Source organism: Salinispora mooreana, from assembly GCF_000379065.1.
GTDB lineage: Bacteria > Actinomycetota > Actinomycetes > Mycobacteriales > Micromonosporaceae > Micromonospora > Micromonospora mooreana.
Map to the genome: position 1 here is coordinate 3226953 of NZ_KB900614.1, position 20402 is coordinate 3247354.

15 protein-coding genes and 2 pseudogenes are annotated in these 20402 nt (G+C 70.6%); 5 read left to right on the forward strand and 12 right to left on the reverse strand.

Going from position 1 to position 20402, the window contains the following annotated elements:
• Nucleotides 1-43: 43 nt before the first annotated feature.
• From SALPAC6_RS0115375 to rsmI, 3 genes are all read right to left on the reverse strand, one after another.
• Complete coding sequence (locus tag SALPAC6_RS0115375; RefSeq protein ID WP_018254283.1) at nt 44-1024, reverse strand: TatD family hydrolase; 981 nt, start codon at nt 1022-1024, stop codon at nt 44-46.
• 32 nt (nt 1025-1056) lie between these two features.
• Complete coding sequence (gene metG / locus SALPAC6_RS0115380) at nt 1057-2859, reverse strand: methionine--tRNA ligase (RefSeq protein WP_018254284.1); 1803 nt, start codon at nt 2857-2859, stop codon at nt 1057-1059.
• Between the two features lie 89 nt (nt 2860-2948).
• Nucleotides 2949-3797, reverse strand: coding sequence for a 16S rRNA (cytidine(1402)-2'-O)-methyltransferase (gene rsmI, locus SALPAC6_RS0115385; RefSeq protein WP_018254285.1), 849 nt, complete (start codon nt 3795-3797; stop codon nt 2949-2951).
• Between the two features lie 85 nt (nt 3798-3882).
• Between rsmI and SALPAC6_RS0115390 the strand changes: the two genes are divergently transcribed.
• Nucleotides 3883-5574 (forward strand): dolichyl-phosphate-mannose--protein mannosyltransferase, encoded by a 1692-nt coding sequence (locus SALPAC6_RS0115390; RefSeq protein ID WP_018254286.1) that lies wholly within the window; start codon nt 3883-3885, stop codon nt 5572-5574.
• A 418-nt stretch (nt 5575-5992) separates the two neighbouring features.
• On the forward strand, nt 5993-6649 hold the full coding sequence (locus tag SALPAC6_RS0115395; protein WP_018254287.1) for a 4'-phosphopantetheinyl transferase family protein: 657 nt from the start codon (nt 5993-5995) through the stop codon (nt 6647-6649).
• Nucleotides 6650-6927: 278 nt separating this feature from the next.
• Here SALPAC6_RS0115395 and SALPAC6_RS0115400 read toward each other — a convergent pair whose 3' ends face one another.
• Genes SALPAC6_RS0115400 through SALPAC6_RS0115435 form a run of 8 tightly spaced genes read right to left on the reverse strand, consistent with a single transcriptional unit; the run spans nt 6928 to nt 14924 of the window.
• The gene (locus SALPAC6_RS0115400; RefSeq protein ID WP_018254288.1) at nt 6928-8328 is read right to left on the reverse strand and encodes an NADH-quinone oxidoreductase subunit N; all 1401 of its coding nucleotides are present in this window, start codon (nt 8326-8328) and stop codon (nt 6928-6930) included.
• Nucleotides 8329-8331: 3 nt separating this feature from the next.
• On the reverse strand, nt 8332-9822 hold the full coding sequence (locus SALPAC6_RS0115405) for a complex I subunit 4 family protein (protein WP_026189709.1): 1491 nt from the start codon (nt 9820-9822) through the stop codon (nt 8332-8334).
• Nucleotides 9823-9826: 4 nt separating this feature from the next.
• Nucleotides 9827-11692 carry a proton-conducting transporter transmembrane domain-containing protein gene (locus SALPAC6_RS0115410; RefSeq protein WP_018254290.1) on the reverse strand — a complete coding sequence of 622 codons (1866 nt, stop codon included), beginning with the start codon at nt 11690-11692 and terminating at the stop codon, nt 9827-9829.
• Nucleotides 11689-11991: an NADH-quinone oxidoreductase subunit NuoK gene (locus SALPAC6_RS0115415; RefSeq protein ID WP_018254291.1), complete on the reverse strand. Its 303-nt coding sequence runs from the start codon at nt 11989-11991 to the stop codon at nt 11689-11691. Before SALPAC6_RS0115415 ends, SALPAC6_RS0115410 begins: the two co-directional genes overlap by 4 nt.
• Nucleotides 11988-12551, reverse strand: coding sequence for an NADH:ubiquinone oxidoreductase subunit 6 (chain J) (locus SALPAC6_RS0115420; RefSeq protein WP_018254292.1), 564 nt, complete (start codon nt 12549-12551; stop codon nt 11988-11990). The genes SALPAC6_RS0115415 and SALPAC6_RS0115420 overlap by 4 nt, the downstream gene beginning before the upstream one ends.
• A 3-nt stretch (nt 12552-12554) precedes the next feature.
• Nucleotides 12555-13484, reverse strand: a complete 930-nt coding sequence (locus SALPAC6_RS0115425) for a complex I subunit 1 family protein (protein ID WP_018254293.1) — start codon at nt 13482-13484, stop codon at nt 12555-12557.
• Complete coding sequence (locus SALPAC6_RS0115430) at nt 13477-14610, reverse strand: hypothetical protein (protein WP_018254294.1); 1134 nt, start codon at nt 14608-14610, stop codon at nt 13477-13479. The genes SALPAC6_RS0115425 and SALPAC6_RS0115430 overlap by 8 nt, the downstream gene beginning before the upstream one ends.
• The gene (locus tag SALPAC6_RS0115435; RefSeq protein ID WP_018254295.1) at nt 14601-14924 is read right to left on the reverse strand and encodes an NADH-quinone oxidoreductase subunit A; all 324 of its coding nucleotides are present in this window, start codon (nt 14922-14924) and stop codon (nt 14601-14603) included. Before SALPAC6_RS0115435 ends, SALPAC6_RS0115430 begins: the two co-directional genes overlap by 10 nt.
• A 136-nt stretch (nt 14925-15060) precedes the next feature.
• On the opposite strand from SALPAC6_RS0115435, the pseudogene SALPAC6_RS27875 reads away from it, so the two are divergent.
• The 3 genes and pseudogenes from SALPAC6_RS27875 to SALPAC6_RS31405 all read left to right on the forward strand — a co-directional run.
• Nucleotides 15061-15284: pseudogene (locus tag SALPAC6_RS27875) on the forward strand (alkaline phosphatase D family protein); the annotation flags it as partial.
• Between the two features lie 163 nt (nt 15285-15447).
• Nucleotides 15448-16116, forward strand: coding sequence for an esterase/lipase family protein (locus SALPAC6_RS0115440; RefSeq protein WP_018254296.1), 669 nt, complete (start codon nt 15448-15450; stop codon nt 16114-16116).
• Nucleotides 16117-16319: 203 nt separating this feature from the next.
• Nucleotides 16320-16440, forward strand: a pseudogene (locus SALPAC6_RS31405) (DinB family protein); the annotation flags it as partial.
• A 301-nt stretch (nt 16441-16741) separates the two neighbouring features.
• Here the strand turns inward: SALPAC6_RS31405 and SALPAC6_RS0115445 are convergent.
• A complete protein-coding gene (locus SALPAC6_RS0115445) occupies nt 16742-20257 on the reverse strand; it encodes a bifunctional glycosyltransferase/CDP-glycerol:glycerophosphate glycerophosphotransferase (RefSeq protein ID WP_018254297.1) in 3516 nt (1171 codons plus the stop codon).
• Between the last annotated feature and the right edge of the window lie 145 nt (nt 20258-20402).

Sequence of the window (20402 nt, forward strand, 5' to 3'; positions counted from 1 at the left end):
CAGGGGCCCGCCGTCTCCCGGCAGATTCCCGCCAGCCCCACCGTCACCAGGGGCCGAAGGCCCGCTCGCCGGTACGGGAGAGGGCCGCACAGAGCTCGTCCAGGTCGCTGCCGGTGGTGACGGCGAGCGTGCGGACGGTGAGCGGGATCAGGTACGACGCGTTGGGCCGACCCCGGTGCGGCACCGGAGTGAGATACGGCGCGTCCGTCTCCACGAGAAGGTGATCCAGCGGGGTCACCGCAGCGGCCTCGCGCAGTGCCGCGGCGCTGCTGAAGGTGACGGTGCCGGCGAAGCTGAGCAGGTAGCCGCGGCGCACGCAGGCGCGGGCGAACTCGGCGTCGCCCGAGAAGCAGTGCATCACCACCGTCTCCGGAGCGCCCTCGTCGTCCAGGATCCGCAACACGTCGTCGTGCGCCTCCCGGTCGTGGACCACCAGCGTGCGGCCGTACCGCTTGGCGATGTCGATGTGCGCCCGGAAGCTCAGCTCCTGCGCGGCGCGCCCCTGCTCACCGGTACGGAAGAAGTCCATTCCGGTCTCGCCGACACCCCGTACCCGGTCCTGGCCGGCCAGCGACTCGACGACCCGCAGCGCCTCGTCCAGCTCCGCCAGCCGGGGCGCCTCGTTGGGGTGCAGCGCGACGGTGGCGACGACCGCCGGGGAGCGCTGGGCCACCTCCGCCCCCCACCGGGACGAGTCGACGTCAACCCCCACCTGGACCAACCGGTCCACCCCGACCTCCGCAGCCGCCTCGACCGCGGCCTGGATCGGGTCAACGGCGGAACGGGGGTCGACGGCGGTGTGGATCGGCTCGGCGGCCGGGCCGCCGTCGGCGCCCACACCGTAGCCCGGCGCGGTCGGCGTAGGGCGCGGCGGGACCCCGGCCTCGCTGATCGTGATGTCGAGGTGGGTGTGGCTGTCTGGCACCGGTTGCGGCAGCGGCGCGGGCGCCGGCGGAAACTCCCCGGCCCGCCGGGCCGCGCGCTGCTTACGGGATTCGGTCTGCTCGGTCATCGACGCAAGCATCACACACCGGGTACGCCCCCGCGGGGTGTGCCTCAGCCCGCCAGGCGGGCCAGCTCCTCATCCACGATCGACGGGTCGAGCTTGCGGAACACCGGCGTGGGCGGGTCGAGTGCCCGCCCCACCTCCAACGGCACCGACTCCCACCGGGCGCCGACCGTGTAGTCGCCGGTCAGCACCGGGTAGGCCGGCCCGCCGTCGAGGTCCTCAACCTCCTCGATCACCGGCATCGGTGCGTGCACCCCGGTGCCGCCGAGCAGCTGGTGGATCTTCTGCGCGGAGTGCGGCAGGAAGGGGGTGAGCAGTGTGTTCGCGTCGCTGACCACCTGGAGGGCGACGTGCAGGACGGTGCCCATCCGCGGCCGGTCCGCCTCGCCCTTGAGCTTCCACGGTGCCTGCTCGGAGAGGTAGCGGTTGGCCTCGGCGACCACCTTCATCGCCTCGCCGATCGCCTGTTTCTGCCGGTGCCGGCCGATCAGCTCGCCGACCGTGGCGAAGCCGGCCCGGGCCACCGCGAGCAGCCCCTCGTCGGCCTCGGTGAGCCCGGCCGGGTCGACCGGCGGGATCACGCCGAAGTTCTTCGCGGCCATCGAGATGGAGCGGTTGACCAGGTTGCCCCAGCCGGCGACCAGCTCGTCGTTGTTGCGGCGGAGGAACTCCGCCCAGGTGAAGTCGGTGTCGTTGCTCTCCGGCCCGGCCACCGCGATGAAGTAGCGCAACGCGTCGGCGTCGTAGCGCTCCAGGAAGTCACGGACGTAGATGACCACGCGTCGGGACGAGGAGAACTTGCGCCCCTCCATGGTCAGGAACTCGCTGGAGACCACCTCGGTGGGCAGGTTCAGCCGACCCAGCTCGCCCGGCTGCCCGTCGTGGGAGCCTTCGCCGGAGTAGCCGGCGAGCAGCGCCGGCCAGATCACCGAGTGGAAGACGATGTTGTCCTTGCCCATGAAGTAGTGGCTGGGGGCGTCCTTGCCCGGCCCGTCCGCCGACCACCACCGGCGCCACGCCGCTGGATCACCGGAGCGGCGGGCCCACTCGATCGAGGCGGAGAGGTAGCCGATCACCGCGTCGAACCACACGTAGATGCGCTTGTCGCCACGCTCCCGCCAGCCGTCGAGCGGGACCGGCACCCCCCACTCCAGGTCCCGGGTGATCGCCCGGGGCTGGAGATCGTCCAACAGGTTCTTGGAGAAGCGCAGCACGTTCGGCCGCCAGCCCTCCCGTGTGTCCAACCACTGCCCCAGGACGTCGGCGAGCGCCGGTAGGTCGAGGAAGAAGTGTTCGGTCTCGACGAACTTCGGCGTCTCTCCGTTGATCTTCGACTTCGGGTTGCGCAGGTCGATCGGGTCGAGCTGGTTGCCGCAGCTGTCGCACTGGTCGCCGCGGGCGCTCTCGTAGCCGCAGATCGGGCAGGTGCCCTCGATGTAGCGATCGGGCAGGGTCCGACCGGTGGACGGGGAGATGGCGCCCATGGTGGTCTTCGGCACGATGTAGCCGTTGCGGTACATCCCCTCGAACAGCTCCTGCACCACGGCGTAGTGGTTGCCGGTGGTGGTGCGGGTGAACAGGTCGTAGGAGAGCCCGAGCCCGTGCAGGTCCGCCACGATCACCCGGTTGTAGCGGTCGGCCAACTCGCGGGGGGTGACCCCCTCCGCGTCGGCCTGCACCTGGATCGGCGTGCCGTGTTCGTCGGTGCCAGAGACCATGAGCACGTCGTGGCCGGCCATCCGCATGTACCGGGCGAAGACGTCGGAGGGAACGCCGAAGCCGGAGACGTGGCCGATGTGGCGCGGGCCGTTGGCGTAAGGCCAGGCAACCGCCGCGAGAACGTGACTCATGGCCAACAAGCCTAGTGACCCCGGCCGCGGGGCCGCGAACCGATGGGCCCGCCCGGGCCGCCCTGGTCACTTCACTTCCTCGCCCCACCTCACCGGTGGACGATGTCGTAGACCTCACGTCGGCGTAGCCCGTACTCGACGGCGACCTCGGTGACCGCATCCCGACGGGAACGGCCAGCCGCTTCCCGAGCGGCGACCGCCGCCCGCAACGTCTCGTCGTCCGGCCGTTGCCGGGCTGGACCCGAGGCGCCCGCCACCACCAGCGTGATCTCGCCACGCGCCGGTTCCTCGGCGGCCCAGGCCGCCAACTCACCGAGCGGACGACGAAGCACCTGTTCGTAGGTCTTGGTCAGCTCCCGGCAGAGCGCCGCCGGCCGGTGGGCGCCGAACGCCGCGGCAAGGTCGGCGAGGGCCGCGGCGACCCGGTGCGGCGCCTCGAAGAAGACCAGGGTGCGTTCCTCGGTGGCGAGCGCGGTCAGCCGGGCGCGGCGCGAACCCGGGCTGCGGGGCAGGAAGCCCTCGAAGCAGAACCGGTCACTGGCCAGCCCGGAGAGGGTGAGGGCGGTGGTGACCGCGCTGGGGCCGGGAGCGGCGGTGACCGGCACCCCGGCGTCCACCGCCGCCCGGACCAGCCGGTAGCCCGGGTCAGAGACGCTGGGCATGCCGCCGTCGGTGATCAGGGCGACGCCGAGGCCAGCGCGGAGCGCATCGACAAGTTCCGGCGTACGGCGCTCCTCGTTCCCCTCAAAATATGAGACTATCCGCCCAGAAATGGTCACCTCGAGCTCCCGGGCCAACCGGGCCAGGCGCCGGGTGTCCTCGGCTGCCACCAGGTCAGCCGTGGCGAGCACCTCGCGGAGCCGGGCGGAGGCGTCGGCCGGGTTTCCGAGCGGCGCGCCGAGCAGGACCAGGCGTCCGACATCGGACTTCGCATCCACGAAAGGACGCTCCTTCATCGACAGTTATGAGTCTTACGTGAAACGGTGTGCGCGCGGGCCCACCTCCGCAGCCTACGATCACGGGGTGACCCAGGCGTCAACAGCGCACCCCGCCGGCCAGGCCGGGCCGGAGCAGCCCGAGCAGACGGACCGGGGCCGCCACCTCGGCAGGGGCCTTCCCGACATCGTCCGCCGCCGGCTGGCCACCATTGACAACCGGCTCGACCGGCGGTCCTGGCTGGCCACCGCGGTGATCGTCACGATCGCGGCGGTCCTGCGCTTCGTCAACCTCGGAAACCCGCCGGGCAAGATTTTCGACGAGGTCTACTACGCCCGCGACGGCTGGGCACTGGTCGACCGGGGCGTCGAGTGGAACTACCAGGACGGCGGCCCGTCATACGTGGTCCACCCACCCCTGGGCAAGTGGCTCATCGGGCTCGGCGAGTGGGCCTTCGGCTACAGCGACACCGAACAGGGGGTCTACGCCGCCGGGCACCTGATCACCACCGCTCCCGAGGTGGGCTGGCGATTCTCCGCGGCCCTGATCAGCACCCTCTCGGTGCTGCTGCTGGTCCGGATCGCGCGCCGGCTGTTCGGCTCCACCGTGCTGGGCTGCGCCGCCGGGCTTCTGCTGGCCCTGGACGGCTTCCACCTGGTGCTGTCCCGCACCGCGCTGCTCGACATCTTTCTGCTCTTCTTCGTGCTGGCGTCGTTCGGCGCACTGGTTCTCGACCGCGACGCCCGGCGCCGGCGCTGGGCGGAGACCCTCACCCCCGGGCCGGACCCGGGCGACCCGCCAACCACCGACCGACCAGTTGGTGGCTGGCGGAGGTGGCCGTGGTGGCGACTGGCCGCCGGGGTGCTGTTCGGCTGCGCCTGCGCGGTGAAGTGGAGTGCGCTGTACTTCCTCCCGGCATTCGTGCTCCTGGTGGTCTTCTGGGAGGTCGGTGCCCGCCGCTCCGCCGGGGTACGCCGGCCGTGGCGGCGCACCCTGCTCGACGAGACCCCCTGGCTGCTGCTGGCCGGGTTGCTGATGGTGGTGGCCTACCTCGCCGCCTGGTCTGGGTGGCTGCTGGGCGACGAGGGGTATTACCGGGTGCCCGACGCACAGCGGTGGCCGAACGCCCCGCTGAGCGACACCCCCGTCATCGGGGCGCTCCAGAACCTCATCGAGTACCACAAGGCCGCGTACGGCTTCCACGCGCAACTCGACGACGCGCACACATACCAGTCCTGGCCCTGGCAGTGGCTCCTCCTGGCGCGCCCGGTCGCCTTCTACTGGTCGTCCGAGGGACCCTGCGCCGCGGCGAGCTGCGCCACCGAGGTTCTGCTGCTGGGCACGCCGCTGCTCTGGTGGTCATTCCTGCCCGCCCTGGCCGCGCTCGCCTGGCTGGGCCTCGCGCGACGCGACTGGCGGGCCGGGGCGATCCTGCTCTGTGTCGCGTCCGGCCTGCTGCCCTGGTTCTGGTACGCGGCGGACAGTGGGCGCACCATGTTCTCCTTCTACACCGCCCCGGCCCTGCCGTTCCTGGTGCTCGCCGTGACCTACGTGCTGGGTGTGATCATAGGTGCGCCGGCGACGGCCGGTCCGGAGAGCACGCCGGAGACCGCACCAACGGGCAGTGGAGATCGACTACTCGTCGGCGCCGTCATCGCCGGGGGGTACGTGTTGCTGGTGGCGCTCAACTTCGCCTACTTCTATCCGATCTTCGTCGGCGAGCCGCTTCCCTACGACAGCTGGTCCAACCGAATGTGGCTGGACAGCCGGTGGATCTGACCGGTCCTGCGGGTTCTGACACGTCCTGTTGAATCTGACCGGTCCTGCCCTCGGCACCCGTGATAGCGGCAGGGCCCGCACGCTCACGTGCGGGCCCTGCAACGAAAAGCGCGCTCCGATCGCCTGCCACGGGGGAAGCGGGCGATTGGAGCGCGCAGCAAAAGCTTAACCAGGTTGCAGCGACGGCACAACTGGCCGGGTTGGGTCAGATTCCCGACGATCGCCATGCCGGGCGGTCGTTGCAGTCGAGATCGATGAGCCGCCATTGACCGGGGCCGGGAGGCGGGGGCTTCCGCACGGAGTTCGGGCTCCAGCAGCAGCACCGCGAGTGCGCTACCTTGGGCAGCCATGGCCGTCACACAGACCCTGGACCGCGCCGCACGGGCCTTCCGTCGGCGACACCTCATGGGAGCAATCGATGCGTGACCTGCTGCCTACCACCGTCGCGGTCGTGGTCGCGGAGCCGCCCGACTGGGAGGGCGTGCTGTTGCCCGAGGAGCAGGCGGGCCTCGGCGACCGAGCTGTGGCCGGCCGGCGTCGTGACTTCACCGCTGGCCGCGTCTGCGCACGCCGCGCCATCTCCGCGCTCGGCCGGTCGCCGGTCGCCCTCCCCACCGCCGCCAACCGAGCACCGGTCTGGCCGGCCGGGGTGGTCGGGGCGATCACCCACACCCGCGGCTACTGCGCCGCCGCCGTGGCCCGGGCCGACGAGATCCGGTCGGTCGGCCTCGACGCCGAGCAGCACCGGCCGCTGGACCCGGGGGTGGTCCGGGCGATCTGCCTGCCGGAGGAGGAGGCGCTGTTTCCACGGCTGCCCAGCGGCGTCTCCTGGCCGACCGTGGTGTTCAGCGCGAAGGAGACTGTCTACAAGGTCTGGCACCCGGTCGTCGGCACCTGGTTGGACTTCCATGACGCAACCGTGACGCTGGATCCGGAGGCGGGACGATTCACCGCCCGGATCGCCCCCGCACGGGTAGCCGCCGCCACGGTGCACGCCCCACCGGCCACGGTGTCCGGCCGGTTCGCCGTTGACGGCGGCCTGGTCCGCACCGCGGCGGTGTTGCTTCCGGCGTAGCGACCGGACTCATTGGCGCCGATCGGCGCGACACCACCCTGCGGTCGGAGCGCCAGCCCGCGCCTGAGAGCACGCCTTGAGCCCGCACCCGGATCCTGACCTAGCCACCCAGTACAGACATAACCAAAAACATTACAAATTCACTCACGTAAATTACTCTCTTTTGGTGCCGCCGACCAACGGGAGGGGATGCGGGCCTTTCTCGACAAGCGGACGCCCCGGCTCACCGGTCGGTAGCGGCCCGGTGAACCCCGCCGCTGACCTCGTGCTCCGGCTCGCTACCCGCCGGCGGCCCGCCACACCAGGCCGGCGGCGACCCCACCGACGAGGCTGAGCGCGGCTGCCACGACGGCCACCGTCGTACTCCATCGCCCTGGGCGGTCGGGCGGGGCGAGCGCCCAGGGCTGATAGAGCGGAACCAGCCACCGCAGGTAGTAGAAGAGGCTGAGTGCGGAGTTGCCGAAGACGACGACCGCCAGCACCGCGTATCCGCCGTCCCAGGCAGCGCTCGCAGCGGTCAGCTTCCCGACGAAGATCGCCGTCGGCGGGGTGCCGACCAGACCGAGCAGTGCCACCACCAGGGCGGCGGCCAGCCACGGCGCGGCCGCCGCCACCCCACGCCAGGACGTACGGTCGCGGTGCCGGGGTAGCGCGGCGGTGACCGCGAAGGCGGCGACGTTGGTGACGGTGTAGCCGGCGAGATAGACCAACAACGACGGCTGGGCGAGGTCGCTGCGTCCGGTGGCGACCACGGGCACCAGCAGGTAGCCGACCTGACTCACCGTTGACCAGCCAAGCAGCCGCCGCACGTCGGTCTGCCAGTACGCGGCGAGGTTACCCAGCAGCATGGACGCCACGGCCAGCGTGGCCACCACCGCCGGCCAGTTCGAGGTGCCGGGGAGGACCCCGGCGAGCCGGTGGACCGCGAGCAACGCACCGATCTTGGGCACGGTGGTGAGGAACGTCGCCGCCATGGCCGTACCGCCCTGGGCCGCGTCGGGCACCCAGAAGTGCGCGGGGAATCCGCCGGCCTTGAACATCAACCCACCGATCACCGCGACGGCGGCGGCGGTGACCACCACGCGCGGCGCCGCCGGCAGCCGAGCGGCGAGTTCGGCGTAGGCCGTGGCGCCGGTGATCCCGGAGAGCAGCGTGACACCGAGCAGGAGCAGGATGCCGAAGAGGGCGCCGAGGAGGTACGTCTTGAGCACCGCTTCGGCGCCGGCGCCGGTGCCGGCCAGACCGATCAGCGCGTACAGCGGAATGCTGGCCAGCAGAAAGCCGACTACCAGGGCGAGCAGGTCGGTGGCGCCGGCGAGCAGCACCGCACCGGCGGTGGCGAAGAGCAGCAGCGCGTAGGCGTCGCTCTCCCGGGCCTCTCCGGCGAGCTCGTCCCCGGCGAGGGCGAGGACGAGGAGGCAGCCGGCGGCGGCGAGGATCCGGGCGACGCCGGTGCCGGTGTCGACCGCGTAGGAGCCGGCAAAGGCGGTGTTGGCCGGAGCGGAGAGCGTGACCGCGGCGGCGATGATCACCGTGACACAGACGGTGGCGGCGACCGCCCGCAGGATCCACTGCCGGTGGCGGGGCGTGAACGAGCCACCGAGCAGGACGACGAGCGCACCGCCGGCGAGCAGCATCTCCGGCAGCAGCAGCTCGGTGCGCATCATCTCCGCCGCCACCGGTCACCGGCCAAGCAGGTCAACGACAGTACGGGCAGCGGGCTCGATGAGATCGAGCAACGGGCGCGGCAGCACCCCAATGATCAGGGACAGCGCCAGCAGCGGCCCCACCGACCACAGCTCGGTGGCGCGCAGGTCACCGAAGCCCTTCGCAGAGCCGACGGTGGGGCCGGTCAGCAACGCCTGCCCGGCGCGGAGGAACAACGCGGCCGTGACGAGGATGCCGAGCAGCGCCACCGCCGTCACGGGGGCGGTGGCGATGCTGCCGGCGAAGACCTGAAACTCAGCGATGAAGCCGGAGAAGGCCGGCAGGCCGAGGGAGGCGAAGGCACCGACGGCTAAGAACGCGGCGAACACCGGTGCGGGGGCGGCGAGACCGCCATACGCGTGCAGGTCGTAACTGCCGGCCCGCTCGTACAGGACCCCGGCGAGCAGGAACAGGGCGGAGGTGATCAGACCGTGGCTGACCATCTGGGTGACCGCGCCGGTCACCGCGACCGCCCGCGGTTCGACGGTGTCCACGCTGACCAGACCGGCGGCCCCCACCGCGAGCACGACGTAACCCATGTGATTGATCGAGGTGTAGGCGATCATCCGCTTGAGGTTGGTCTGGGCCAGGGCGACCAGCGCACCGTAGAGGACCGACACCACCCCGACGGCGACGATGACCCACGCCCAACCCCGCCACGCCTGGGGCAGCATCGGTGCGGCGATCCGCACGAAGCCGTAGGTACCCAGCTTCAACAGCACCCCGGCCAGAACAGCGGAGCCGACGGCGGGAGCGTCGGTGTGCGCCGGCGGCAACCAGGTGTGAAACGGCACGGTGGGGGTCTTCACCGCCAGGCCGATCAGGATCGCGGCGAGCACCACTCCCCCGGCCAGGGGGCGCCCCGCGAGCGGATTCTCCGCGGTGAGGGTCGGCATGTCGAAGGTGTGCGGGTCGGCTGCCGCGTACAGGCCGATGAACCCGGTGAGCAGCGCCAGCGAGCCGAGGAAGGTGTAGAGAAAGAACGTCAGCGCCGACCGAGCCCGGTCGCCGTGCCCCCAGCCGGCGATCACCGCGTACATCCCGACGATGGACAGGTCGAAGAAGACGAAGAAGAGAATCAGGTCGGCCGCGGCGAAGACCCCGAGGCACACGCTCTGGAGGAACAGGAAGAGCGACGCCTGGACGCGGGGCCGGTGCCGCTCCCGCAGCGCATACACGGCGCAGGCGAGGAAGACCACCGAGGTCATCGCCATCAGGGGCAGGGAGAGCCCGTCCACACCGAGGTGGTAGCTGCTGCCCACCCCGGGAATCCACGCCGCCCGTTCGGCAAAGGCCAGCTGTCCCGGCGGCGGAGTCTCGTACCCTGCCCAGACGACGCCGACCAGCGCCAGCTCGACCGTCGCCGCACCCACCCAGACCCGCCGCGCGGCGGTGTCGCCGCACCCGGGGACGACGGCCAGCAGCACCGCGACGAGCAGGGGCAGGAAGACGATCACTGTGAGCATCCGGCTACCCCAGTACCACGAGGACGACGGCACCGACGACGAGCACCACCACGGCCTGGAGGTAGTACTGGTGCAGTTGCCCGGTCTGCGGCCGGCGCGCGAGGTGCCCCAGCCGCCGCAGCCCGGCGGCGACAACCTCCACCATCCGGTTGATCCGGCGCTGATCGACGTGCGCGGCCCGCTGGGCCAGGAGGGCGGTGGCCCGCGCCGCCTGCGCGACGCCCCGGTCCAGCACCCGGTCGTCGAACCGAGCCGCCACCGCACCGAGCGCCTGGGTCGGACGCGTCACCAGAGCCGAGGCCGCTTGTTGCAGACCCAGCCATCGCCGCGCCCAGCGTGGTGCCGGCGCCCGCCACCGCGCCACGACGACGAGGGTCGCCAGGGCGATCAGCGCCGACGCGACCAGTTCCGATACCGGAACCGGCTGGTAGCCGCCGGGCTGACCAACGGCGTGGGCGACCACGGCGCCGGTCGGTGGCAACGCCAGCAACCCGGCACCCACGGCGGCGACCGCCAACACCAGCAGCGGCAACCACCCGGCGAGGGGAATCCGCCCGGTGCCGGTCTCCTCCTGGTCCCGGTACGCGTCCACCGCGCCCTGCTGGTCAGCGGGGACCCGCCGCCAGATCACGACGAGAACCCTCCCCGCGTAGGCGGCGGAGAGCGCTGCGGCCGCGAGGCCGACCGCGTACAGCACCGGTGACTCTTCGCGGACGGCAGCGAGGATGGCGTCCTTGGTCGCCCAGAGCGACAGCGGCGCGATCCCGGCCAACGCGAGCAGCGCGACCGTGGCCGACCAGCCGACCAGCGACCACCGCCGGCTCACCCCGGCCAGACCAGCGAGCTGTTTGGTGCCCAGCGCGGCAAGCCACGCCCCGGCGGCGAGGAACAACAGCGCCTTGACCGCGGCGTGCGCCACCAGATGCGCGGCCCCACCCGCCACCGCGCCGGCCCCGGCGGCCAACACCACGAACCCGAGTTGCGCGCAGGTGGAGGCGGCGAGGAGTTGCTTGAGGTCAGGCTGGGTAAGCGCGACCGCGCCGAGCAGCAGCGCGGTCCCCGCGCCGACCCACATGGCCGCCGACGGGGCCCAGCCGGTGGCGGCCAGCAGCGGCTGCGTCCGCAGGAGCAGGTAGCCGCCCATCGCCACCATCGCCGCGGAGTGCAGCAGCGCGCTGACCGGGCTCGGCCCGGCCATCGCCCGGGACAGCCAGAAGGAGAACGGTAGCTGCGCGGCCTTGCCGAGCGCCGCGACAAGAACTCCGGCCGCCAGGACGTGTCGCCACCCCGGGCTGCTGGCGGCGAGGTCCGTCAGCGCCAGGCCCGCGCCGCCGGCCAGAGCCGCCCCGGCCGCCAGGTAGAGGCCGAGGTCCGCAGTCCGGGTAGTGACAAATGCGGTGAAGCCGGCGGTGACTCGGCCCTCGTCCCACCACCAAAACCCGATCAACGCGTACGACGCGGCGCCCATCAGCTCCCAGGCGAAGAGCAACGTCGGCAGGGTGCCCGCCGTGACGGTAAGCGCGGCCGCGGCGGCGAACAAGAGCATCAGGCCGTGGAACCGCGCCGCCGGGGTGAGTGCCTCGCCGACGGCGGCCACCAAGACCAGTAGCGTCACCACCAGCACCGTCGGCAGGACCAGCGCGGCCAACCCATCCACCGTCAGGACGAGGTCCGCACCGGCCAGGAACGGCACCGCCACCGTCGGCCGGGCGACGGCGACCACTGCGGACAGCAGCACGGCGGTGGCCGCGACCGCCAACGCGACCCGCACCGCGACCCGGTCCCTGGGCCGGGCGACGACCAGCGCGGCGCCGGCGGTGGCGGGCAGGCCGACCACCGCCCACAAGGCTGCGGTCCCGAGCGTGGTCATCCGGACAGGTCCGCGGCCGTGTCGGTCAGATCCGACCGCCGTACGCGGTGCAGCGAAGTGGCGACGGCGAAGCCCATCGCCATCTCCACCGTCATCGCCGCGAGGATGACCAGGAGCAGCACCTGCCCGGACGGGTCGGGGGCGCAGAACCACCAGAGCCCGGCCACGGCCAGGATCAGGCCGTTGAGCATCAGCTCCAGGCCCATCATCACCATCACCACGACCTGTTGGGACAGGGCGCCGTACAAGCCCACGGAGATCAGGGCCGCAGCCACCAGCAGCACGGTCCGTACCGTCACCGTCGAACTCCCCCCGGCTGCGGATCGGCCGGCCGACGGCGGCGGAGGTCGTCCCCGAACCGGTCGTAGCGGGTGCGGTGCGCGGCCAGGACGATCCCACTGACGATGGTGGCCGCCATGACCACACCCACCACAGCCATGGCCAACATCTTCGGACCCATCAGCTCCACGCCGAGGGCGGCGGTGACATCCGCCGGCGGGCTGCCGCGACGGCTCGGCCACGGCGCGAACAGCGCCCCGGCGGCCAGGAGCAGAAAGACCCCAACCGACACCGGTAGGGCATGGCGAGCACCGTGGACCATGTTCATCGACATCATCGCCGGATTCATTCCCATGAACATGTTCATGTAGACGGCCATGATCGCCATCTCCATCACCATCATCAGAATGACCAGCACGCCGACGTAGAGCTGCTGTAGCAGGAGCACCTGGAGACCGACCGCGATGAAGGACAGCGCCAGGGAGTAGCTGGCCCGGGCCATCGAGTTGACGACGAAGACGGCGACCCCGGCGAGCACCGCGATGACCGCGAGGCCCCAGAAGGCGAGGTGGGTGACCATGCCTCAGCCCCCGATCACGACGACGGCGACGAGGAGGTCCTGCAGCAGCACCGCCGGCAGCAGCACCAGCCAGCCCACCTCCATGAACACGTCCGGACGCAGCGCGGGCGCCCGACGGCGCAGCCACACCAACCCCGCCAGCAGTACCGTGGCCTTCACCAGCACCCAGGCCCAGGCCGGCAGCAGCGGCCCGGCCCCACCACCGAGAAACATCGGTACGGCGAAGGCGGCGCCCGCCGCCAGCAGCGCGTACCGCCCGGCCAGAAACAACAGCCGGTCCACACCGGAGAGCTCCGCCGTCACCCCACCCGCCACGTCGCGACCGAGCGCCGGCGAGAAGGGCCCCCACACCGCGATCGCCACCACGCCGAGGCAGTAGACGACGAAGGCCACCGGCATCCACACCACGAACCACAACCCCTGCTGCGCGGCGGCGACCTCTCCCACCCGCAGACTGGACGCCGCAACCGCCGGCGCCACCAGCGCGAACATCAGCGGCAACTCGTACGCCAATCCGTGCGCGAGGAACCGATAGCCGCCAACCAGCGCGTACGCGGAGTTGGCGCCCCACCCGGTCAGCCACACGAACGCCCACGCCAGGACATCGAGCGCGTTTACCCACACCACCCCGACGTCCAGGTCGAACAGGGTCCACCGCCCGAGCGGCACCACCGTGATGATCATCAGCGCCATCCCGAGTAACCCCGCGCCGCCGATCCGCCACAGCAACCGGTCCGCGGCGACGGTGGTTCGCCGGCGCTGCCGAAGCAACCGCGCCACCTCACCCACCGGCCGCCCCATCCCGGACCGGACACCGGCCGCCCGCCCGGCCAGGGCGCCGTCGAGCAGCGCCGCGGCGACCGCGAGCGCCCCCAGCAGCACCGCCGCGACCGGCGCCCAGCCACCGGAGACGGCTGCCGGCACTTCAGCCATCGGTAACCACATCCAGCGCAGTAATATCGAGGCTGGCCACAATGAGCCGGGCGGTGGCCACGTCCCACCCGGACACCACGCTGGCGACCGCCGCCGGCGATGTGACCGGCCCGCCGACCACGACGTCGACGGGACCACCGACCGCCACACCGGCAGGACCACCGTCCACCACACCGGCGGGACCACCGTCCACCACACCGGCGGGACCACCGACCGCGACTGCCGCCCGGCCGAGCATGCCGTTGAGTCGGTCCCACACGTCGCCGGTGAGATCCGGGGCGAGCCCCAACCGAGCCAGTTCGTCGGGCGGCAGTGGCCCCACTCTCCGCAGCGACCAGCGCAGCAGCCACGAGCGGCGTACCCGGCGCCGTAGCCGCGCCAACTCCGCGGTCGCCGCCGACCGCTCGCCGGTCAAGAGTCGATCACGGATGGCGCGGGCCCCCCCGGCCGCGTCCGGCCAGCCCGCCAACGCCAGCAGCCGGGCCGCGTTGTCGCACCGCCGGGCGGCGACCTCTCCGGCGACTGCCGGCCTGACCTCGTCGGATGGGTCACCACCGGCTACGTGCGCACCGCCGGCAGGCCCGTGCCCAGCGTCAATGACACCCGCCTGCGCCTCGGCAATGAGATCGCCGTGCAGGTGAGCGCGGAGGACCAGGCCGGCTGGCCACTCCGGCAGCACCGGGCCGAGTCGCACGTGCAGCACGTCCATCTCCAGCCCATCGCGATCCGCGCTGCCGTGCGCCAGGGCAATGTCCCCGCCCGCAGCATCGTCAAACCCCCGCCCATCGCGGGCGGTACTGTCCCGCCGCTGGCCTGGCGTATCCCGCAGCATGGCCGCCGCCTGGTCCAGGCCGGCGGCCACCAGATCCGGTGTGGTGACATCGATCCGGGCCCGCGGCCCGGGTAGCTGTTCCCACAGGCTCGCCACCACCAGCGCCAGCTCCGGTCCGGGCGATCCACACACCACCAGGATGTCGGCGTCCGCCGGTGACACCGCCAGCCGCCACCCCCGGACGCCCGCGAGCCGCTCGACGGCGACCCGAGTCAGCCAGTACCCGGGCACCTCGATGACCAGCAGATGGGCGTGCCGGAGGGCGAGCCGCGCCAGCGCACCGCTCACACCCATCGCAGCGCGCCTTCCCGCCAAGCCCACACCACCGCGACGAGCACACCCGCCAGGAAGACGAACATCTCCACCACGGCGGTGGCACCCAGGTCGGCGACGACCACCGCCCACGGATACATGAAGAGCATCTCCACGTCGAACGCCAGAAACAGCACCGTCACCAGGTACCAACGGACGTGGTACCGAGACAGGGCGTGCTCCTCCGGACGCCAGCCCGACTGAAACGGCGAAACCAGCAGCGGCGTTCGGGCGATCGCCACCACCTGGTGCAGCAGGTAGCAGCTCGCCACGACCACCACGGCGACCAGCGCCATACCCGCCGCCCCTGCGTACATCGCCCTTCACCCCGCCCGGCCCCACCCGCGAGGGCGCGCTATCACATTAGGAACCAAGCGGGACTTTTCACCCAGCGGGCGAGCCCCCTCACCCATTTGGGGCCTACCGCCGCAGTCTCGCCTCGGTGCGAGTCTGATCCGCGCGACCAATCCGCACGTGCGCTGGACCGAGCTGGACGGACACGGCTACGGCGGGCGGTGCCCAGGGCCTCGCGCCGAATGGACTGGCACCACCTGGCGGACCGGACCAGGCCGCAAACATCCACCCAGTGGGTTGCCGCCTGGTCGGTCAACGCCGGGTCGACGAAGCTACGCCAAGAGCATTCACCCCTGCCCTGACCGGCATCATCACCGGGCCCTGATGGGTGTTATCTGATCGAAACATAACGCCACTAGCACCCCAGTCACCTTCATGTCACATTGACGATTATGACTGAATAATCTCCCACCCACCACCGCCAGGTCCGAGGTTCTGGACCTGCCCGGATCGAAAGAGACCCCCATGAGACGCTTCGTCCGCACCCTCGTCGCCGCCGCCCTGGTGGCGACGGTGACACTGGTCGCGCCGTCGGCCGCGCAGGCCGCAGTCCGCAATCCCGTCCTCTTCGTCCACGGCCTGAGCAGCTCCGCCAGCACCTGGAACGCCTGGATCAGCAAGTTCAAGGCGGACGGCTACCAGGACTCCGAGCTATACAACTGGTCCTACGACTGGAAGAAGTCCAACGCGACCACCGGCTCGAAGCTCATCGCCAAGGTGCAGGAGGTGCTCGACGCGAGCGGCGCCACCAAGGTTGATATCGTCGCCCACTCGATGGGAACGCTGAGCTCCCGCTGGTACCTGAAGAACGGCGGCGGGACCGAAACCGTGGATGACTTTGTCTCCGTGGCCGGGGTAAACCACGGAACGGACGTCTCCTTGTTCTGCTCCTTCTACGTATCGTGCCGGGAAATGATTCGGGGCAGCAGCTTCCTCGACTCCCTGAACTCCGGCGACGAAACCCCCGGGAACGTAAACTACGCCACCCTGTGGTCGACGTGTGACGCACTGATCAACCCCGACAGTTCGGCGAAGCTCGACGGCGCGGTGAACACCTCCGTGGGGTGCAAGGGGCACACCGACATGAACGACGACCCCAGTAACTACACCAAGGTCCGAGACTTCATCGCCTGATCACTCCGGTCAGGGGCGGGTTCTCACCCAGCCGAGACCCGACCCTGACCGCTTACGCCCGAAGGGACGCTCGCGACAGCCCCACGACCGGGGAGTGGGGCACTCACGGATATCGGCTGTCGCGACGTGTCGGACGATTCGAGCCCGTCCCAGCGACGTGACTCGGGGCGGGAAATCACCAACAGTGGACTAAGATCCCGGGCATGGTTACGAGGAACATCGATCCCACTGTTGGTCTTGTGCATCCGCACGGGCAGTGAGCGCGCGGTGCTCGAATCCTTCCTCGACTTCCACCGCGACGTGGTGCTGCGCAAGCTGCGTGGGCCACAGCGCGGCCCAGGTAGGCCCACCACGAGTAGAGTCACCAGCGACTGGCGGGCACGGCCTGGCCCGGGGCACCCGCTCCTACGCCTGGTGGCGCGACGAGGTCGGCCCGGGGTGGCGATCCGATGCAGCTACCACACACCCCGGCTACGGCTTCGGTGTGTGCGTCCAGCCCTGGAGTTGTCGCTCGACGCACACCGGAAGAACATCCGCAACTTCCTGGCCATAGGCGACCCAAACACGGGTACATCGAAACTGACCGAGCAGCGAAGCCGGCTCGCGCCGCCACCGCCGGCCTCGCTCAGCCCAGCAGCCGTTCGATGACCCGCGAGGTTGCTTTGCCGTCGTCCAGGTCGCAGAAGCGTGCGACGAAGGCGTCGTAACGCTCCTGGTACTGACGGGATTCCACATCGACGCGAAGAATTGCGTCGATCAACTCGGAAGAGGTACCGACCAGGGGTCCGGGCGCGTCGGATTCGAAGTCGAAGTAGAAGCCGCGCAGCCGGTCCCCCCGGTAGTGCTCGAGGTCGTAGGTGAAGAACAGCATCGGCCGGCGCGTGTTCGCGTAGTCGAACATCAGGGACGAGTAGTCGGTGACCAGCACGTCCGCCAGGGCCAGCAGGTCCGCGACGTCCGGGTACCGGGACACGTCCCACACGAAGCCATCGCCGGCGCCCGGGATCTCGTCAACCATGTTCGGGTGCCGCCGGATCAGCAGGACATGGTCGTCCCCGAGCTTCCGGCGAGCTTCGGCCACGTCCAGCATCAGGGTCATCTTGGACCGGCCCATGGCGTGGAACTGGTCGTCGCGCCAGGTCGGCGCGTAGAGGACGACCTTCTTTCCGGCCGGCAGGCCCAACCGCCGCCGGACGGCGGCGGCAACCGCGTCGCGACGGTGGTAGAGCACGTCGTTGCGGGGGTAGCCGGCATCCAGGATCTCGCCTTCGTACCGGAATGCCCGCTGTAGAATTGGGGTGCTGAACCGGTTGGGCGAAACGAGAAACGACCAGTTCGGCACCTCCTTCTCCAGCCGGCTCAGGTACTTGCCATCTGCGTGCCGGATGTCAGTGACGTCGAACGCAATTCGCTTCAGCGGCGTGCCGTGCCACAGCTGCGCGACCGTCTGCTCGGAGGCTCGTTCGAACCAGTCGGGCAGATGGGTGTTGGTGACGATGTACCGACAGGAGGCCAGCGCCTCGTACCAATCACGCCCGCCATGTCGGACCGCACGAGCGGTCGGCGGCACGCTGCACTGGCCCTCCCGCACGACCCAGAGACGCTCTGCCGGGCCCACCCCCCGCTCGACCATCTCCTCGTACACCGCCCGCGGGCTGTCGGAGTACTGCCGTCCGCTGAAGCTGTCGAACAACACGGCGTCCCGCCGCGGGCGGAGGCGCGCCGCCCGGTAGGCCTCGCGGAGCTGCTTGCGGTGGAACGCCCCCCGCTCGTCCGGAAGCAGGACCGAGCCGGCGCGCAACTTGGCGCTCTCCGCTCCAGTTGCCTCGACGGCGAAGGTACGACCGTTGATCTCCGTCGCTGCGGGCAGCCGTCGAAGCACCGACTCCGCAAAGGTGAGATTGGTGAACGCGAGCGACCCATCGGCGGCGAGCCGGCACAGTAGGTCCCACGGCCCCGGCCGCAGTTCGACGGTGCCGTCGAACAGCGGCAGCGCCCGCGGCGCGAACTCAACCCGCCAGCAGTCGCCATCCCAGGTGGCGGGGAGGACACGGGACTCACCGGTGTCGCGCAACCGGAGCGTGAACTCCGGCTCGCCGATCGTACGGTCGTGGTCACCGGTCAGCACAAGGGTTCCCTGGCCGGTCCAGGTCAGCTCAGTAACGACCGGTGCAGCGGCCCGGGCACACAACCAGACGTAGCCGGCGGCAGTGGCACGCAGATAGACGTCCCGGCCACGGTAGCGCGTACGAGCCTGGCGCAGGTCGTCGTTCGCGATGAGCTGGACGACCTGTGCTCCGCCGCTGTAGAGGGCGATCTCCACCCTCCAGCGGTCCATCGCGGCGCCGGGTGGGGGCGTCCAGGCCGGGGCGTCCGCGCCCGGGAACAGGGTGGCCAGCGGTATGACGGCGCGGAACGACGTCCATTTGCCGGACTGCTCGCCGAACGTTGCCGGCACCCAATGCTCGGGCACGCCGGCGGCGCGGCTGAGCTGGATTCGGCCGGCGACCGGGGACGGGCCACGGATCCCACCGGTGATGTGCAGCGCCTCGTCGATGAGTTCGCACGACGTGATCCGGGCCCGCACCCGCTCTACCTGGAGCGAGACGCCCTTGCTGTTGGCGAGTGGCACAAGCCGCACGTCGTCGTCGAGGTACCGCGGGGCGAGCCAGGCGGAGACGGGCTCACCGTCCAACTTGACTTGAGACTTGCGCAGGCCGGCCCGGCTGACGACACCCACGGTCAATCGCCAGACACCCTCAACCCATTCGCCGTCTTCTTTCAACGACGCCGGGTCGACCACGGCCTCGAAGCCCGACCACTCGTAGCTGCTGTCACCGTGCGTAGAGTCAATCGTGGCGTCGGGACACCGGCGCGGACGGGCGGAGAGCATCACCGCCCGGCGCGTCTGCTTCTCGCGCAACCAGAGCAGCCGTGCTGAACTCCAGGGGCGCGGGGACGCGATCCCGTCGACGTACGCATGCCCGCGCAGCACGAGCCGGCCGTCGTGCCAGGTGAGATCGTGTAGCTTGCTCTGCACCGCCGGGTCGGGCAGCTGATAGAGCTCGCGGGGAAGCGCGGCCTGCGGATCGTCCAGGTAGGGCAACGCGGCGTAGCGTCGCAGACCCCGCATCACGGACGGAACCGCAAGCCCTCCGCGGGTCGCCAGGGCGACCTCGACCAGTTCCGGGATCATCCGTTTCCGTACCAGGTGCCACTGCACTCGGTACTTCGCAGGCAGACTTCTCAACACCTTGGGGTCAACCCGGTCGAGGAAGTCGTTGCTCCGATCGACGAATGCCTCGCGGAAGTCGTCGTCGGCGTCGGGGAGCGCCCGCAGCACGAGGGCAAGGTCGTCCACAAGGGCGTTGGCGTCGTACCTGCGCTTGATGACCTTCTGCCCGTGGTCGGCCAGGAACCGGCTGACCCGGTCGACGGCGCGCAGCCGGTCGGCGACCGTGGCCCAGTCGGTCCTCCGCTGGGTGATCGATGCCTCGCCGGACTCACGGCGCCGCCAGTAGTAGATCGGCACGCCGAGCACGTCGACCGTGTCGGCCATCGCGTGCGCCAGCATCGCCACCGGCACGTCCTCGAAGACCACCCCCTCCGGGAAGGTCAGGCCGTGTTCGTCCCAAAAGCGGCGACGGAAGACCTTGTTCCAGACCGTCCGGTCCTTCAGCAGCGCGCGGTGCAACGACACGTGTGTACGCAGCTTCGTCTTCGGGAAGATCTTCGCGTGCATTGGCGAGCGGGTCGCGCCGCGGGATGTGAACTGCCGGACGCCGCCGCAGACGAAGTCGGAGCCGGTGCGGACGAGGCAGGCGATCGCGAGCGCGTAGGCGTACGGAGGAAGCACGTCGTCGCCGTCGACGAAGGCGAGATACGTCCCGGTAGCCGCTCGGATGCCAGTGTTACGGGCCGCTCCCGGCCCACCCTCATCCTGCTTGATCACCCGGAACCGCGGATCCCGGGCGGCGAACTCCGCTGCGATCAGCCCGGTGCCGTCGACCGATCCGTCGTCGACAACGATCACCTCGAGGTTGCGGTAGGTCTGACCGGCGATCGAGTGGAGGCATTCGGCGAGGAACGCCTCGACGTCATGGGCGGGCACGACGATGCTGAGCAGTCCCCCGTCGCTCACACTTCGGTCGCTCAGGACATCGGGGGATTCCGACGTCACACCGTGAGAAGGGCCCCAGCCCCCCGCGCTTTCCATCTACCTAAAACCACCCGATCATGCCATTGCGCTCTGTCTTACCTGATCGCCCCCGGTTCCGGCGTCTGGC

Coding starts and splice junctions, on each gene's coding strand:
- SALPAC6_RS0115410 (WP_018254290.1), bottom strand. CDS start 11,692: ATGACCACGCTCGGGACCGCAGCCTTGTGGGCGGTGGTCGGCCTGCCC.
- SALPAC6_RS0115430 (WP_018254294.1), bottom strand. CDS start 14,610: ATGGGTGTGAGCGGTGCGCTGGCGCGGCTCGCCCTCCGGCACGCCCAT.
- SALPAC6_RS0115395 (WP_018254287.1), top strand. CDS start 5,993: ATGCGTGACCTGCTGCCTACCACCGTCGCGGTCGTGGTCGCGGAGCCG.
- SALPAC6_RS0115420 (WP_018254292.1), bottom strand. CDS start 12,551: ATGGTCACCCACCTCGCCTTCTGGGGCCTCGCGGTCATCGCGGTGCTC.
- SALPAC6_RS0115440 (WP_018254296.1), top strand. CDS start 15,448: ATGAGACGCTTCGTCCGCACCCTCGTCGCCGCCGCCCTGGTGGCGACG.
- SALPAC6_RS0115375 (WP_018254283.1), bottom strand. CDS start 1,024: ATGCTTGCGTCGATGACCGAGCAGACCGAATCCCGTAAGCAGCGCGCG.
- metG (WP_018254284.1), bottom strand. CDS start 2,859: ATGAGTCACGTTCTCGCGGCGGTTGCCTGGCCTTACGCCAACGGCCCG.
- SALPAC6_RS0115405 (WP_026189709.1), bottom strand. CDS start 9,822: ATGCTCACAGTGATCGTCTTCCTGCCCCTGCTCGTCGCGGTGCTGCTG.
- SALPAC6_RS0115425 (WP_018254293.1), bottom strand. CDS start 13,484: ATGGCTGAAGTGCCGGCAGCCGTCTCCGGTGGCTGGGCGCCGGTCGCG.
- SALPAC6_RS0115435 (WP_018254295.1), bottom strand. CDS start 14,924: ATGGCGCTGGTCGCCGTGGTGGTCGTGGCGAGCTGCTACCTGCTGCAC.